This is a genomic window from Colwellia sp. BRX8-4 (assembly GCF_014077345.1).
Taxonomy (GTDB): Bacteria; Pseudomonadota; Gammaproteobacteria; order Enterobacterales; family Alteromonadaceae; genus Colwellia_A.
The window spans coordinates 76,854-93,751 of the sequence record NZ_JACGVS010000015.1; the positions used below are offsets into that span (position 1 = coordinate 76,854).

Annotated in this window: 12 protein-coding genes; 6 read left to right on the forward strand and 6 right to left on the reverse strand. The window is 38.8% G+C overall.

Annotation, left to right across the window (positions count from 1 at the left end; translation table 11 throughout):
* Positions 1 to 32 precede the first annotated feature (32 nt).
* The 4 genes from yfaE to H4J56_RS13435 form a co-directional block, all read right to left on the reverse strand.
* Entirely contained in the window at positions 33 to 344 is a 312-nt protein-coding gene (gene yfaE, locus H4J56_RS13420; RefSeq protein ID WP_259364623.1) for a class I ribonucleotide reductase maintenance protein YfaE, read from the reverse strand.
* A gap of 82 nt (positions 345 to 426) precedes the next feature.
* Complete coding sequence (gene nrdB, locus H4J56_RS13425) at positions 427 to 1,557, reverse strand: class Ia ribonucleoside-diphosphate reductase subunit beta (protein WP_182215818.1); 1,131 nt, start codon at positions 1,555 to 1,557, stop codon at positions 427 to 429.
* Positions 1,558 to 1,691: 134 nt separating this feature from the next.
* A complete protein-coding gene (gene nrdA / locus H4J56_RS13430; protein WP_182215820.1) occupies positions 1,692 to 3,965 on the reverse strand; it encodes a class 1a ribonucleoside-diphosphate reductase subunit alpha in 2,274 nt (757 codons plus the stop codon).
* A 577-nt stretch (positions 3,966 to 4,542) separates the two neighbouring features.
* Entirely contained in the window at positions 4,543 to 5,454 is a 912-nt protein-coding gene (locus tag H4J56_RS13435; protein ID WP_070373843.1) for a LysR family transcriptional regulator, read from the reverse strand.
* Between the two features lie 179 nt (positions 5,455 to 5,633).
* Between H4J56_RS13435 and H4J56_RS13440 the strand changes: the two genes are divergently transcribed.
* From H4J56_RS13440 to H4J56_RS13450, 3 genes are all read left to right on the forward strand, one after another.
* Positions 5,634 to 6,320 carry a type 1 glutamine amidotransferase domain-containing protein gene (locus tag H4J56_RS13440; protein ID WP_070373842.1) on the forward strand — a complete coding sequence of 229 codons (687 nt, stop codon included), beginning with the start codon at positions 5,634 to 5,636 and terminating at the stop codon, positions 6,318 to 6,320.
* Positions 6,321 to 6,396: 76 nt separating this feature from the next.
* Positions 6,397 to 7,554, forward strand: coding sequence for an iron-containing alcohol dehydrogenase (locus H4J56_RS13445; RefSeq protein ID WP_182215821.1), 1,158 nt, complete (start codon positions 6,397 to 6,399; stop codon positions 7,552 to 7,554).
* A 139-nt stretch (positions 7,555 to 7,693) separates the two neighbouring features.
* Positions 7,694 to 8,737: an NADP-dependent oxidoreductase gene (locus H4J56_RS13450; protein ID WP_182222261.1), complete on the forward strand. Its 1,044-nt coding sequence runs from the start codon at positions 7,694 to 7,696 to the stop codon at positions 8,735 to 8,737.
* Between the two features lie 147 nt (positions 8,738 to 8,884).
* Here H4J56_RS13450 and H4J56_RS13455 read toward each other — a convergent pair whose 3' ends face one another.
* Positions 8,885 to 9,544, reverse strand: a complete 660-nt coding sequence (locus tag H4J56_RS13455; RefSeq protein WP_220465306.1) for an HAD family hydrolase — start codon at positions 9,542 to 9,544, stop codon at positions 8,885 to 8,887.
* A gap of 15 nt (positions 9,545 to 9,559) precedes the next feature.
* On the reverse strand, positions 9,560 to 10,282 hold the full coding sequence (ubiG, locus tag H4J56_RS13460; RefSeq protein ID WP_182259465.1) for a bifunctional 2-polyprenyl-6-hydroxyphenol methylase/3-demethylubiquinol 3-O-methyltransferase UbiG: 723 nt from the start codon (positions 10,280 to 10,282) through the stop codon (positions 9,560 to 9,562).
* Between the two features lie 461 nt (positions 10,283 to 10,743).
* Here ubiG and H4J56_RS13465 point away from each other — a divergent pair, with 461 nt between their 5' ends.
* The 3 genes from H4J56_RS13465 to gyrA all read left to right on the forward strand — a co-directional run bounded on the left by H4J56_RS13465 (position 10,744) and on the right by gyrA (position 16,766).
* Positions 10,744 to 13,083 (forward strand): S8 family serine peptidase, encoded by a 2,340-nt coding sequence (locus H4J56_RS13465; RefSeq protein ID WP_182251302.1) that lies wholly within the window; start codon positions 10,744 to 10,746, stop codon positions 13,081 to 13,083.
* 203 nt (positions 13,084 to 13,286) lie between these two features.
* Positions 13,287 to 13,838, forward strand: a complete 552-nt coding sequence (locus H4J56_RS13470) for a DUF962 domain-containing protein (protein ID WP_182215829.1) — start codon at positions 13,287 to 13,289, stop codon at positions 13,836 to 13,838.
* Positions 13,839 to 14,042: 204 nt separating this feature from the next.
* Positions 14,043 to 16,766 (forward strand): DNA topoisomerase (ATP-hydrolyzing) subunit A, encoded by a 2,724-nt coding sequence (gene gyrA / locus H4J56_RS13475; RefSeq protein ID WP_182215830.1) that lies wholly within the window; start codon positions 14,043 to 14,045, stop codon positions 16,764 to 16,766.
* Positions 16,767 to 16,898 lie beyond the last annotated feature (132 nt).

The window sequence follows — 16,898 nt, forward strand, 5'->3', positions numbered from 1 at the left end:
CTTTAAAGACCCGTTAATAATCCTAGTATTAGTTATTCAACGATAAGTTTGATGTCACTCTTTGGCACACAACAGCAAGAGAGCACTTCTCCATCGCCAATAAAAGCGAGTGGCTCTCCTTGAGGGTAGCTAATTTCGCCTTCAACTAAGGTTACTCGACACGCCCCACAAAAACCGTCACGACAGTGATAATGCACTTCCACATTAGCCTTTTCTAAACACTCTAGTAAACTTTTATCGTTGGCTTGAAAGGTAATGGTTTTATTATCGACAAAAATACGATGAGCTTTCTTACTTTCAGACAATTTTTGCGGGCACATAGCCATATCATTAGCACTTTTCATTTAAAAAGGCTTAAACGCAAAATGTGCTAATGATGTGATAAGAAAGCATGATAATCGCTTCTTTATCTGGAGGTTAAAACCATTAAAGGTCAAAGCCATCAAAATCATCACTTGATACAGAAGAGTCGACTTGACCAACTAAGTAACTCGATATCTCTGTTTCTTGTGGAGCGACCTGAACATTGTCTGATACTAAGTAAGCATTCATCCATGGTAATGGGTTACTTTTTATATCAAAGGGTGCATCAAAACCAATAGCCGTTAAGCGTTGATTACTAATGTACTCAATATATTGATTTAATATTGCCGCATTCAAGCCAATCATTGAACCGTCTTTGAATAGGTACTGAGCCCATTCTTTTTCTTGTTCAACAACATCAAGAAATATCTGTAATCCTTGCTCTTTCATTTCTTGAGAAATGATTTTCATTTCAGGATCATCTCTACCGGATAACCAGTTATTTAAAATATGTTGAGTACCGGTTAAATGCAAAGCTTCATCTCGAGCAATAAGCTTAATAATTTTTGCGTTACCTTCTAATAACTCACGCTCGGCAAAAGCAAATGAACAGGCAAAGCTGACATAAAAGCGAATGGCTTCTAAAGCGTTGACCGAACAAACAGCCAAGTATAAGCGCTCTTTAAGCTTGCGAGTTGATACTTCAATCATTTCACCATCGACTTCATAGGTACCGTCACCTTGTGACTGGAGTAGTTGTGTGGTGATGATCACGGCATCAAAGTATTTAGAAATACTGGATGCACGCTTTAAAATAGCTGGGTTAACAACGATGTCGTCAAATATTTCACTTGGATCTGAAAACAAGTTTCTCAAAATATGCGTGTAAGAGCGAGAATGAATGGTTTCACTGAAAGCCCAGGTTTCTATCCAAGTTTCTACTTCTGGTAATGAAACCAGCGGTAAAAACATCGCATTCACCGAGCGTGCTGCCATAGAATCAAGCAAAGTTTGATATTTTAGGTTGGAAATGAAAATATGCTTTTCTGAAGGCGTTAAACTTTGCCAATCAGATCTGTCTTTTGATACATCAATTTCTTCAGGACGCCAAAAAAACGATAACTGTTTTTCAATAAGTTTTTCAAAGGCGATAAAACGTTGTTGGTCATATCGTGAGACATTGACACTGTTACCTAAAAACATTGGCTCGAGTAGCGCATTGTTAGGAACTTGATTAAACGTGGTGTAGGACATCTATTACTCCTTGATAACACGCATGGAAGTCACAGCCTGTTATCGAAATTTTGTTTTTAAAAATTATAGGTATGACTGATTATGCTCAAAGCTCCATTGTTAAAAAACAATGAAGCTTTTTTTTGTGCGCACAATTAAATTTTACATGCGCCGCCTTCACAGTCTTCTTCTTCTAATCCGAGCATATTCTCAGACGCACCATCACGGGTGTTATGGTAATACATGGTTTTAACGCCTAATTTATAAGCGGTTAAAATATCCTTTAAGATTTGCTTCACCGGTACTTTTCCGCCTTCAAAGCGTGCAGGGTCGTAGTTAGTATTTGCAGAGATGGTTTGGTCAATAAACTTCTGCATGATACCCACTAGCTGCAAGTAACCTTCGTTATTTGGAATATTCCAAAGTAACTCATAGTTACCCTTTAATCTTTGATATTCAGGTACAACCTGTTTTAAAACACCATCTTTACTAGCCTTTATACTGATTAAACCTCTTGGTGGTTCAATTCCATTTGTAGCATTTGAAATTTGTGATGAAGTTTCAGATGGCATTAACGCGGAAACCGTTGAATTTCTTACGCCATGTGTCTTGATACTCTCTCGCAAAGTTTCCCAGTCAAGATGAAGGGGTTCACCGGTAATGTCGTCAATGGTCTTTTTATAAGTATCAATCGGTAAAATACCTTGTGATAAACGTGTCTCATTAAATTTAGGACAAGCGCCTTTTTCTTTTGCTAATTCATTTGATGCTTTCAATAAATTAAATTGAATGGCTTCAAAGGTACGGTGAGTTAAATTGTTAGCACTGCCATTTGAATAATACACGCCGTTTTTAGCTAAGTAATAAGCATAGTTTATTACGCCTATACCTAATGTTCTTCTGCCTATAGTGGCATTGTAAGCAGCTGGCATCGGGTAGTTTTGATAATCAAGTAAACTATCAAGCGCTCGAACTGCAAGGTCTGATAAACCTTCTAATTCATCTAAGCTTTCTATTGCGCCTAAGTTAAAGGCTGACAAAGTACAAAGGGCAATTTCGCCATTTGGATCATTAATATCATTCATTGGTTGTGTCGGTAGCGCAATCTCTAAACACAAATTACTTTGGCGTATTGGTGCTTGTTTCGGATCGAATGGGCTGTGCGTATTACAGTGATCAACATTCTGTAAATAAATTCGACCTGTGCTGGCACGCTCTTGAGCAAATAAGGTGAATAACTCAATAGCTTTAATGCATTTTTTACGAATTGAATCATCAGCTTCATATTTTACATACAAGGCTTCAAATTTCTCTTGGTCTTCAAAAAAAGCATCATAAAGGCCAGGAACATCGCTCGGGCTAAAGAGAGTAATAGACTCTCCTTTGATTAAGCGTGTGTACATAAGCTTATTGAATTGCACGCCATAATCTAAATGACGGACACGATTTTCTTCAACACCTCGGTTATTTTTAAGGACCAGTAAGCTTTCAACTTCTAAATGCCAAAGTGGGTAGAATAACGTAGCTGCGCCGCCTCGAACTCCCCCTTGTGAACAACTTTTAACAGCCGTTTGAAAATGCTTGAAAAACGGAATACAACCGGTATGAAAGGCTTCACCATTACGTATCGAACTACCTAAAGCGCGAATACGGCCAGCATTGATGCCAATGCCTGCTCGTTGTGAAACATATTTAACAATAGAGCTAGAAGCCGCGTTTATTGAGTCTAAACTGTCACCACATTCAATTAATACACAAGATGAAAATTGACGAGTAGGCGTACGTACCCCTGCCATAATAGGTGTAGGTAACGATATTTTGAAGGTTGAAATCGCGTGATAAAAACCTTCAACATATTTTAAACGTGTTTCAACAGGATATTTAGCAAATAAACAAGCGGCCACTAAGATATATAAAAACTGAGCACTTTCGTAAATTTCACCCGTTACCCGGTTTTGGACAAGGTATTTACCTTCTAATTGTTTGACTGCGGCGTAACTAAAGTCTAAATCGCGAGGATGAACAAGAAATTTTTCCATTTGTTCAAACTCTGCTTCGCTGTAATCAGCTAGAAGATGTTCATCATATTTACCATTTTCTACCATACTAACAACATGGGTAAATAATTTAGGCGGCTCAAATTGGCCGTAGGCTTTTTTACGTAGATGAAAAATAGCCAAACGTGCTGATAAATACTGATAATCAGGTGTCTCTTCTGAAATAAGATCAGCGGCGGCTTTAATGATAGTTTCATGAATGTCAGCAGTCTTGATACCGTCGTAGAATTGAATATGAGATTTCAACTCAACTTGTGACACCGAAACGTTATCAAGGCCTTCAGCAGCCCAAGTGATAACTTGATGAATTTTTTCTAAATCGATGAGTTCTTTTTTGCCGTTACGCTTACTTACAAAAAGATTATTAGTCATGAAGAGCCTGTCATTTATTAATTATGCTGGTCGCTTTATTTACCTAACGTTGTCAACTAAAGAAAACGTTAAGTGAACACTTATCAGTATTATATTTCCCTAAAATGTAAATTAGCACAAAAAAACATCTGAACAACAAATACACTATATATAGGGGTTTTCTAAAAACTGATCACAAGATAATGAGGTTTGGCTGTTTTTGCAAGTGATAAAAAGCATAGTTTTTAATAACTTTCTTTAGAGTAAAAGTTCAGTTAGTAACGACTAACTTAGTAGTGCTTTTTATTTTTGATATTACAAAAACGCAACGTTTATTTTAATTAATTTTTGTGGGTAATTTATTTTTAAATAAAATTACCCGTTTATTGGTTGTTTTTGTCAGCTAAAACTTAATTTCCAATAAAAACAACACGTTGCTTTTTTTTAAGCAGGAAGGGCACTAAATGAACAATAATGCTGATATAGACTGTTTAGGTTAAGCGTTACGATGACAACTTGTATAAAGTTTATCCGCTAGTTATTAGTAGATCATAAGAGCGGTTGGTCCACACAAAAATATATACATTAATAAGTGGGGTTATTGCTTTTTTATTATACTTTGGCTGGTGAAATACTCTTTTAAGAAGTTAAGTAATAAGCGCAGCTTTTTGGAATTGGCTGTACCAGGCGGGAATACACCAAAGACATTAATGTCGCTAAAAGCATAATCATCTAGCACTGTTTCTAAAGTGCCTGCTTTTATTTTTGGCCAAGCATCGTAAATAGGAATACGGCCCAGACCATGTCCTGCTTCAACAAAGGCAGTACGTGCGGCGGCATTATTGGTACTAATACTGCCTTTTGTGGTGACACTGAACGAACGACTGCCCTTAGTCAAGGTTAACACTCCAGAGGTTAATTTATAAATAACCCATTGGTGGTCGCTTAAATCAGCCGGTTTAGTGGGGCGGCCAAATTGCAGAAAATATTCAGGTGCGCCACAAAGGCATGTTTGTAGCGTCGCCAGTTTAGTTGCTTGTAAACCAGAGTCAGGTAAGGGGGCACCGCGAATCGCTAAATCGATACCTTCTTTCATAATATTAACGACCTCATCAGTTAACATCACATCGAGTGCTATTTTGGGGTAAATTTTTTTAAATTCGTTCAGCGCCGGCACAACGGTCTGCAAACCAACATTTACCGGGCACGTTATTTTAAGTAAGCCGATAGGTTCATTTTTGAAATTTTCAATTTGCTGATTAGCGGCACTGGCTTGCTCAGCAATAACTCGACAGCGTTCATAATAGGCTTGACCCGCTTCGGTCAGGTTAATCGCACGTGTTGAACGATTAAGTAACTTTACCTCGAGCTGCGCTTCAAGCTTCTTCAAATGATAACTTACTACTGCTCTTGATAGTCCTAAATGTTTAGCGGCTGCACTTAAGCTACCTTGTTCAATGACTTGAGCGAATACAACCATACTTTTGAGTTGTTCAAATGAGATATCCATAACAGCACCTATTGAGGTAATAACCAGTTAATCATTTACTTTGCTAATCATTGTATCAATTATTGATACAATGATGTCAGTTTTATCTGCATTGTTCATTTTTGTTCTTAGGCATATACTAGCTACATTGAATAAACGAACACCTAAACTCACTTATATAACCAAACGGATGAATGATAATGACTAAACAAATATTAATGGTACTTACTTCACATGATGAGCTTGGTAACACAGGCCAAAAAACCGGTTTTTGGGTTGAAGAATTTGCCGCCCCTTATTATGCTTTTATCGATGCTGGTGTCGAAGTTACTTTAGCAACACCTAAGGGTGGACAAGCACCAATAGACCCAACCAGCACACTTGAAGACTTTCAAACAGCTGCGACAGACCGTTACGATGCAGATAGCGAAGCACAAGCTAAAATCGCTAATACGCTAATATTAGCTTCTGTTAATGAAGCTGACTTTGATGCAGTATTTTATCCTGGTGGTCATGGTCCATTATGGGATCTTACCGACAATACTGACTCAATTACCTTGATTGAAAACTTTCTTAACGCCGGAAAAGCTGTTGCAACAGTTTGTCATGCAAGCGCTGCCTTGTTAAATGTAAAACAACCTTCTGGTGATTTTGCTGTTAAAGGCAAAGCCGTAACCGGTTTTACTAACAGTGAAGAAGAAGCGGTTCAACTAACTGAAGTTGTGCCATTTTTAGTAGAAGATGAATTGATTAAACGTGGCGGCGAATACCAAAAGGCTCAAGATTGGCATGCCTTTGCAATTCAAGATGGCCTCATTATTACCGGTCAAAACCCAGCTAGCTCGGCATTAGCCGCTGAAAAATTATTAACTCACCTTTCAGCATAGTTACTTAGAACAGACAACTCGATTAGCTAACCTGTTTAGCTAATCGATTTAACGCTTTACCTTTAAGGACATATAAATGTTAAATTTTAATTTTCAAAACCCAACTAAAATTAATTTTGGGCCGGGAGAAATTCAAACCATTTCAAAAGAAATACCATTAGATGCAAGAGTACTCATTGTTTACGGTGGAGGTTCAATCAAAGGTAATGGTGTTTATAAGCAAGTTATTGATGCGCTTAAAGAGCACACTTACTTTGAATTTTCAGGCATTGAACCTAACCCAACTTACGACACTTTAATGAAAGCGCAAACGATCATCAAAGCTGAAAATATTGATTATTTACTTGCTGTTGGCGGTGGCTCTGTTGTTGATGGCGCTAAATTTATTGCCGCTGCGGCATTATTTGAAGGTGATGACCCTTGGGATATTCTTGCCAAACAGCAAGCGTTCACTAAAGCTTTACCCATTGGCGCGGTGTTAACTTTACCTGCCACTGGCTCAGAAAGTAATGGTAATTCCGTGGTAACACGAGACGGTAATAAGCTCCCTTTTTCTAGTCCTTTAGTGCGTCCATTATTTGCGGTGTTAGACCCAAGTGTGACCTTCTCATTATCAGATCGTCAAATTGGTAATGGTGTTGTTGATGCTTTTATTCATACCATTGAACAGTACTTAACTTACAGCGTTAATGGCAAAGTACAAGACAGGTTCAGTGAAGGTTTATTACAAACCTTAATTGAAGAAGGACCTAAAGCCTTAGCCCCGGCAACTAAAGATGATTTAGACGTTAGAGCAAATATTATGTGGTCGGCCACTATGGCACTAAACGGTCTTATTGGTGCTGGAGTACCACAAGATTGGTCAACACATATGATAGGCCATGAATTAACAGGTGCCTTTGGTATTGACCACGCTCGAACCTTATCTATTGTGTTACCTGCCGTGATGAAAGTACGTCGTGAGCAAAAGCGTGAAAAATTACTTCAATATGCAACACGTGTTTGGCAGATAACTGAAGGTGATGATAATGCACGTATTGATCAAGCTATCCGTTTAACAGAAGAGTTTTTTGAAAAGATGCAGGTACCAACGCGCTTATCTCACGTTGATCTTGGTAGCGCTGATATTGATTCCCTTGTCGAACGATTAGAGCAACATGGCATGACAGCACTAGGTGAAAACAGTGATATTACTCTAGCAATAAGCCGAGAGATTTTAACGCAAGCTTTGTAAAGATAAAATAAAAATGAGTGGCTTGTTTAATTGACACGCTGCCCTTATTCATAAAAGGTCGATATATTTCTCTTATATTGGCCTTTTTTAATCCCAACACACTTAGCGCTTTTACTGGCTCTTTACAGGAGTAACTCTTATGACTCAAACAACAGATATCAATCGCCAAATGGTGCTAGCATCAAGACCCGTTGGCGCGCCAAAAGCAGAAAACTTCAATCTCGTTACTAGTAATAAACCCATCCCTCAAGCTAACGAAGTATTACTTCGTACGGTTTTTCTTTCACTCGACCCTTATATGCGAGGGCGAATGAATGATGCTAAGTCTTATGCCGATCCCGTCGCTTTAAATGCAGTGATGGTGGGTGGAAGTGTTTGTCGAGTAGAAGAGTCAAATCACAATGATTACACAAAAGGTGATTGGGTTGTCGCTTTTGGTGGCTGGCAGGATTATAGCGTTATTCATGGTAGTGAATTGCTCAAGCTTGATAATGATATGGTTAACCCGTCTCATGCCTTAGGTGTTTTGGGTATGCCTGGGCTAACGGCTTACATGGGTTTATTGGATATCGGTCAACCAAAAGCAGGTGAAACGGTAGTCGTTGCTGCGGCAACAGGAGCGGTTGGAAGTTTAGTGGGTCAAATAGCTAAATTAAAAGGCTGTAAAGTGATCGGTATTGCTGGCGGTGAGACTAAATGTACCTATGCAGTTGACAGTTTAGGGTTTGATCATTGTCTTGATCATAAAAGTGATGATTTAGCTGAGCAATTAGCGGCCGTTTGTTCATCAGGGATTGATGTCTATTTTGAAAACGTTGGCGGTAAAGTCTTTGACGCTGTTATGCCACTATTAAATAGCTGTGCCCGTATTCCTTTGTGTGGCTTAATTTCTCAGTACAATGCGACAGAATTACCTAGTGGGCCTGACAGACTTTCTTCATTGATGGGAACATTACTTGTTAAGCGTATAAAAATGCAAGGCTTTATTGTCTTTGATGATTATGGTCATCGTTATAACGAGTTTAGCGAGCAAATGGTAAAATGGTTAATAGCAGGTGAGATTAACTATAAAGAGCATTTAATTGCCGGGCTAGAAAATACAGTAAATGCTTTTATTGGTTTATTAGAAGGTGAGAATTTTGGTAAGTTAATTGTGCGAGTAGGCCCTGACAATATTGACTAACAGTTAACCAAGCTCTACTTTATTATGGGTGTTTTATTAAGAAAGAAGCCACTGTTGAGTGGCTTTTTTCTGTGTTGGTTATAGCAAGTTAAGGACCTATATCACTGGATTTAAACCGTTACTTTATTCGCGTTTGGCTTAACATTATTACAGTAATGATAAGATATCTAAGGGGGTTTCAGCGTGATAGTCCGCTTGCCAGTTTTTACAATCTTCACCAGCGATAATATAGCCCCACTTTGCAATGACGGTAGTTGCTTGAGCACTATTGCCGGCTTCAATATCACGCAAAGCGTCTCCGACATACAAACATAGCTCACTTGGCACTGATATTTGTTCACAAGCTTTGAGGATAGGCTCTGGGTGTGGTTTTCGGTTGGTGAAAGTATCACCACCAACCAGTGATAAACATTTTTCGAATTCACTATAATAAGGCAATAATAGTCTTGTTAAACCTTCTGGCTTATTCGTGACAACACCCCAAGGAATGTTTCGTTCATTCAACGTCAACAGTAATTGAGCTACGCCAGGATAAAGACAGGTATGTACCGCAATATTTTCTTGGTAATAAGCGAGAAATTCCGCACGTAACACTTCGTAATCATAGTTTTTCAAAGCTTGTGCAAAACCCAGTGTTAATAACCCTAATGCGCCATCAGAAGCGATTGGACGATAATCTTCACGGGCTACTTCTGCTAAGTTATATTTTCGTAAAACGTAGTTAAGTGCAGCACCTAAATCATTGGCGGTATCTAATAAGGTACCGTCAAGATCAAATAATACCCCTGAAATTTTAGTATTTTGCAATGTACTTTCCCTTATTTATATTTTTTGACAACAAAGAATATAATTCACATCTAGTGATGAAATAAGTTTGTGATTCTCTGTCAGCGGGTTGTAATGAATGCCTGCGGCATCAATGCATTTGAGATCAAATGATTCAGCCCAGCCAATTAAGGTCGATGGACGAATAAAACTTTTGTGGTCGTGTGTACCGTCAGGGACTATTTTAAGGACTTTTTCGGCGGCAACAATAGCCAATAAATATGACTTTATTGATTTGTTTAAGGTTGAAAAGAAGACATAACCGCCGGGTTTTACCATTTGAGCGCAAGCTTCTATAATTGAAGCGGGATCGGGTACGTGCTCAAGCATTTCCATACAAGTGACTACATCAAATTTTTCGGGTTGCTCAATCGCTTTGTCTTCGGCAGGTATTTTTTGATAATTGACCGTTAATCCACTCTCCAGCGCATGTAATCTTGCTACATTTAATGGTTCTTCGCCGAGGTCAATCCCAGTAACATCGCCACCAAGTTTGGCTAAACTCTCAGCTAAAATACCCCCACCACAGCCAACATCAATAATTTTTTTACCATAAATGTCGCCGACATGCTGACAAATAAATTGTCGTCGAATAGGGTTTATTTGATGCAATGGTTTAAAATCACCATCAAGGTCCCACCACTGGCTTGCAACCTTTTCAAATTTGGCAATTTCTTCTTCATTTACGTTAACAGCTTTAGTGTTGTTAGTTGTCGACATTACATTTTCATTATTTTAATCAATTATTGTCAGTAATTCTAAACTAAAGTAAATGGTTCGCCTAGTACTGAACGTTGAGTTTGTTATCCTCGTTAAAAGTGGATAAGTCATATGCTAATGCAGACGAGCCAAGGCTGAGAAAAGTAGGGCACATTAAGACTTTTTATCGCTACTATCTTACTCACTACTGATTTTTATCGGCTATAAATACCCTTGATTTAAGCCTTTATCCACTAACATCGAGCAGTAAAAAGAAAGTTTAATATTATAACTCGTTGCTTTTTATGTAATTATCACTCTTATTGTTGTTTCTTTTATTTAACATTTAAATAACATGCTTGTAATATATTAAACCTTGATGTTATGGTCATTGCTGCTTCGATAATGATGTATCACTCTCATTTGAAATTCCCCCAGCAAAAAAATAATAATTAAAATTAACTTAATAGGTAGGAATATAGATGTCGAATAAGATAACAAAGAAATCATTAATATTGACCACTGCTAGTATATTGTCGGTATCAATATCGACAGCACTTTACGCTGCCCAACCGCTTAGCGTACAAAACGCAGATAATGTATTATCTGAAGTGACCAGTTCACCTTTACCCAAACGCTTTATTATCAAATACAAGCAAGCAGCTAATAACCAAGCAGCCAGCAATCAAGCAACGAGTTTCATTGGTAGCCAAAACGCCTTTGTTCGTCTTGCCGCTGTTAAGGAAAAATTAAAGAAATTGCGGGTCAATGTTAAAGCCGAATTTCCAGATGTAAATATGATCAGTGCTGAGCTATCTTCATCACAAGCGATGAATTTAGCGATGGACGATAATGTCGAATACGTAGAAGAAGATCTACCACGTCGCTTTATGGCACAAACGGTGCCTTATGGTATTGGTATGGTTCAAGCCGATCAAGTTGACGATATGATTGCTTCTGCCAATGCTGGCGGTAAGAAAATATGTATTATTGATTCAGGTTTAGACCTACCTCATGAAGACATGGGGGCACAAGGAGGCACAATAACTGGCACAAGCAATAGTGGTACAGGTAACTGGTATGATCAAGGTGGTCCACACGGTACTCACGTAGCAGGAACAATTGCCGCGCTTAACAATGGTATTGGTGTTCGCGGTGTTATTGGCACCGATCCTAATTTGCACATTATAAAAGTATTTAATGCCGCGGGCTGGGGATATTCTTCAACACTTGTTAGTGCTATTAATGATTGTGTCAGTAACGGCGCAGACGTTATTAATATGAGCTTAGGTGGTTCTGGTTCAAGTACCAGCGAACAAAATGGTATTCAAGCGGCCTATGATGCAGGCGTTTTACTTATAGCTGCAGCCGGTAATGATGGTGTTGCTACAGCAACTACTGATTTAGAAAGCTTTCCTGCTTCTTACGATGCAGTGATGTCAGTTGCTGCTGTTGACAGTAATAAAGCCTTAGCTGACTTTTCACAAAAAAATAGCCAAGTAGAGATATCTGGTCCAGGTGTTGATGTTTATTCTATTTATCCTGAAGGTTCAGGTTCAGTCGTTGAAGTATCTGTCGCTAATGTCGGTTATACCGCTAATGCGATGGAAAACCAAGGTCAAGCAACGGGTTCTCTCTATGATTTTGCCACGGGCGAAACTATAGATACAGGCGCTGCAGGTAGTGTTTGTTTAATTCAACGTGGCAATATTTCGTTTTACGATAAAGTTAAAGCTTGTCAAGACAGCGGGGGTGTAGGCGCAATTCTTTATAACAATGCACCGGGAAGCTTTGGTGGCACATTAGGTGACGCAAACGCAACCTCTATCCCAAGTGTTACCGTATCTGATACGGACGGCGCAGCGATGAAAAATAATATTGGCTTAAGCGCCAGTATAAATATTGGCGCGGGTAATTATGGCAAAATGAGTGGTACTTCAATGGCATCTCCTCATGTTGCTGGTGTTGCTGCCTTGGTGTGGAGTCATCACCCAAGCTGTACTAACGTTGAAATTCGTAACGTATTAAATAGTAGTGCACAAGATTTAGGTGCTGCGGGTCGCGATGTCAAATTTGGTTATGGTTTAGCCCAAACTAAAGATGCGATCGATTACATTACCGCGAATGGATGTGATGGCTCTGGCGGTGACACTGGCGGTGGTGGTGGAACAATACCAGATACTGTCCTTGAAAATGGTCAGGTTAAAACTGAGTTAACGGCTGCAACGGGTAATGATTTAGTTTTCACCATGGAAGTACCTGCTGGCGCAACAGATATTAATTTTGCTATGACAGGTGGTAGTGGTGATGCAGATTTATATGTGAAGTTTGGTGCTGAGCCAACCGACAGTGTTTACGATTGTCGCCCTTATAAATCAGGTAATGTTGAATCGTGTGCAAGTACGCAAGCCGGTGGCACTTACTACGTAAGACTTAAAGCCTATAGTGATTTTGCTGGTGTTAGTTTAACGGGGAGTTACACTGAACCTACTACGGGTGGTGGTAATACGATTAATCCGATTGATAGCACAATTAATAATGTTACTGTTGCAAGAAGAACATGGAAACGTTACACCCTTGACTTAGCCGATGGTTATGCCGATTTAACGGTTACACTTTCAGGTGGTTCAGGTGATGCAGATTTATATGTAACACAAGGTAAACAGTCAACAACGTCTGTTTATGATTGTCGTCCTTATAAAAATGGTAACAATGAAGCTTGTAACTTTACCGACCCAGCTAAAGGTGTATGGTATGTGGATATCTACGGTTATTCAGCAGCTTCAGGGATGACATTAAATCTACAAGCTACACCCAAATAACCTAAAGAAAGGGGCAACCCGTTCACTTTATGTTGATAAATAAAACCCTGCTTCGGCAGGGTTTTTTATTATGAGCAACCGAATCAATAGAACAATATAGCGACTTGGCGTAAAATGCATTGTAATTGTATCTTGATGTTGAGTAGCTATAGCGATAAATTATTGCTTAACAAGTAAGATGAGATAAACCCTAAGAGGTCATAATGAAATCAGTAGTAGAACAACTATCCACTTATAAAAGTGTCCATTTAAATAGAAAAAACATTAACAGCCACTTTATTGGTGTGCCGATGATTATTTGGTCAATTGCCTTATTACTGGCCAGTGTTTCCTTTGAAATTGAATCAACATTTATTAATAATTACTTAGGTATTGAACAGGTTAACTTTACTTTGGCAGGCATAGTACCGGTTATTGTGCTGTTTTATTATCTATTGTTATCGTTGCCACTGGCACTATTCGCGTTTATTTTATTTGGCCCTTTAATGTGGAGTGTTCATGAAGTTGTGACAGCAGAACATCATATTCTAATTGCTATCGGCGTTTTCGTTATTGGTTGGGTTATCCAATTTATTGGTCATCACTATGAAAAAGCAAAACCTGCTTTTCTCGATGATATTAATCAATTACTTATTGGTCCATTGTTTGTTATCGCTGAAGTTTATTTTTTACTTGGCTTGGGTAAAGTTTTAGATAAAACTATTACTGAAAAAGCGATTGCAAAACGCCGTGTTTTTGAACAACAAAAATCTTAACAATATTGAGGCAGATAAAATGCTGAACAATAAATAACCACTTGGGGATTTGTGACTTTTCAGCACGGCCATTTTTAGTGCTTTTTAGATAATAAAGCGGTATGGCATCTCATTAAAACTATGCTAGTATGCTGTGTTAATTAATAATTATAATTTCGAAAAAACTTTCAAAATTCTTGCTAAGTTAAGGGATACCATCGACTTATGACCGATTTGTCAAACAATGTTGTACCTGTCAATATTGAAGATGAGCTAAAAAATTCTTATCTAGATTACGCTATGAGCGTAATTGTAGGTCGTGCATTACCAGATGTACGAGACGGCTTAAAACCTGTTCATCGCCGCGTATTATTCGCGATGAATGTACTTGGTAATGACTTCAATAAACCTTACAAAAAATCAGCACGTGTTGTTGGTGATGTAATAGGTAAATACCACCCACATGGCGACACTGCCGTTTACGATACAATAGTACGTATGGCGCAACCATTTTCATTACGCTACATGCTAGTAGATGGTCAAGGTAACTTTGGTTCGGTTGACGGTGACTCTGCAGCAGCAATGCGTTATACCGAAATCAGAATGTCAAAAATAGCACATTCTATTTTAGCCGATCTTGATAAAGAAACGGTAGATTTTGTACCTAACTATGACGGTACTGAATATATACCTGTTGTTATGCCAACGCGTATTCCTAATTTATTAGTGAATGGTACCTCAGGTATCGCGGTAGGTATGGCAACCAATATACCTCCTCACAATTTAACAGAAGTGATAAACGGTTGTTTAGCACTGATTGAAAATAGTGATTTGACCTTTGAAGAGATATTAGAACATATACCTGGTCCTGATTTTCCGACAGCCGGTATTATCAGTGGTCGTGCCGGTATCGAAGAAGCTTACCGTACTGGTCGTGGCAAAATTAAAATTCGCGCCCGTGCCGATATCGAAGTTCATGAAACAACCGGTAAAGAAACGATTGTTGTTCATGAGTTACCTTATCAAGTAAACAAAGCGCGCCTTATCGAAAAGATGGCGGAGCTGGTAAAAGAAAAACGCCTTGAAGGTATTTCAGCGCTACGCGATGAGTCTGATAAAGACGGCATGCGCATGGTTATTGAAATTAAACGTGGAGAAGTCGGTGAAGTTGTTTTAAATAACTTGTACAAACTTACCCAAATGCAAGTTTCTTTTGGTTTAAATATGGTGGCGTTAACTAACGGCCAACCTAAATTATTTAATATCAAAGAAATGCTTGAAGAGTTTATCCTTCATCGCCGTGAAGTTGTTACTCGTCGTACTATCTTTGAATTACGTAAAGCACGTGAACGCGCGCATTTACTAGAAGGTTTGTCGATTGCATTAGCGAACATTGACCCGATTATTGAATTAATTAAAAATTCACCAACGCCAAGTGAAGCAAAAGAAAAACTGCTGGCTCGTGGTTGGGATTTAGGTAATGTTGCCGATATGCTCAGCGCCGCTGGTGATGACGCAGCACGTCCTGAATGGGTTGAAGAAGGTTTCGGTATTCAAGACGGTCAATACTTCTTAACTATGCAACAAGCACAAGCGATATTAGATCTTCGCTTACATAAGTTGACTGGTTTAGAACACGAAAAAATCTTATCTGAATACAAAGCATTACTCGATATTATCGCTGAGTTATTACATATATTAGGTTCGCCTGAACGTTTAATGGAAATTATTCGTGAAGAGCTAGAAACTATCCGTAATGATTTTGGTGATGAACGTCGTACTGAAATTACTAATGCTTCGCATGACTTATCGATGGAAGACTTGATCACAGAAGAAGATGTTGTGGTTACGTTATCGCATGAAGGTTATGTTAAATACCAAGTGTTAAGTGACTATCAAGCACAACGCCGTGGCGGTAAAGGTAAAGCAGCGACTAAGATGAAAGAAGAAGATTTCATTGAACGTTTACTCATTGCCAATACCCACGATACTATTTTGTGTTTCTCAGATCGCGGAAAACTCTACTGGTTGAAAGTATTCCAATTACCTTTAGCGAGTCGTACTGCTCGTGGCCGACCTATTGTTAATATTTTACCGCTTGATGCAGGTGAACGTATTACCGCAATATTACCGGTTCGTGAATATGCAGAAGACAAGTTTATTATCATGGCAACGGCTTCAGGTACTGTTAAGAAAACAGCACTTACCGCTTACAAAAACCAACGTGCTAACGGTATTATAGCCCTTAACTTACGTGATGATGACACCTTAATTGGCGTTGCTATTACCGACGGTTACAACGATATTATGTTGTTCTCGGATGCGGGTAAAGTTGTTCGTTTTAATGAGAAACTTCGTGACAGTGAAACGGGTGAAATTAAATTAGACGCAGAAACAGGTGAAGAACGCTGGGCATTAAAACCTATCGGACGAACCGGCACTGGTGTTCGTGGTATTAAGTTAGAAGGTGATCAAAAGGTTGTGTCACTTATTGTGCCAGTTAATGATGGCCCAATATTAACAATAACCGAAAATGGCTTTGGTAAACGTACCGCGTTAACGGAATACCCAGCGAAAAGTCGTGCGACTAAAGGTGTTGTTTCTATTAAAGTCAGCGACCGAAATGGCCCAGTAGTTGGCGCTGTTCAGGTTGAAGATTTAGATGAAATAATGCTTATCACTGATAACGGTACTTTAGTGCGTACTCGTGTTAATGAAGTCAGTGTTATTGGTCGTAATACTCAAGGTGTTCGTATTATTAGAACGGTTGAAGGCGAACATGTTGTTGCATTGCAACGTATTGACGAAATAGAAGAAGAAGACGTTCTCGAAGGAGCGGAAGAAACTTCTGAGCAGTTAATAGATTCGACAACTGACAGTACTTCAACAGAGGTATTGCCAGAAGCTGATAGTGATGAAGAACAACTCATCGAAAGTGATAACGAATAGTTACCGCTAAAAATTCAGTTTAAAGGGCGGCTAATCACCGCCCTTTTTATGTTCAGGACGAACGGTATGTCACGATCACATGGATGTGAATGAGTGACGATGTTCAGGACGAACGGTATTAAGCAAATGCAG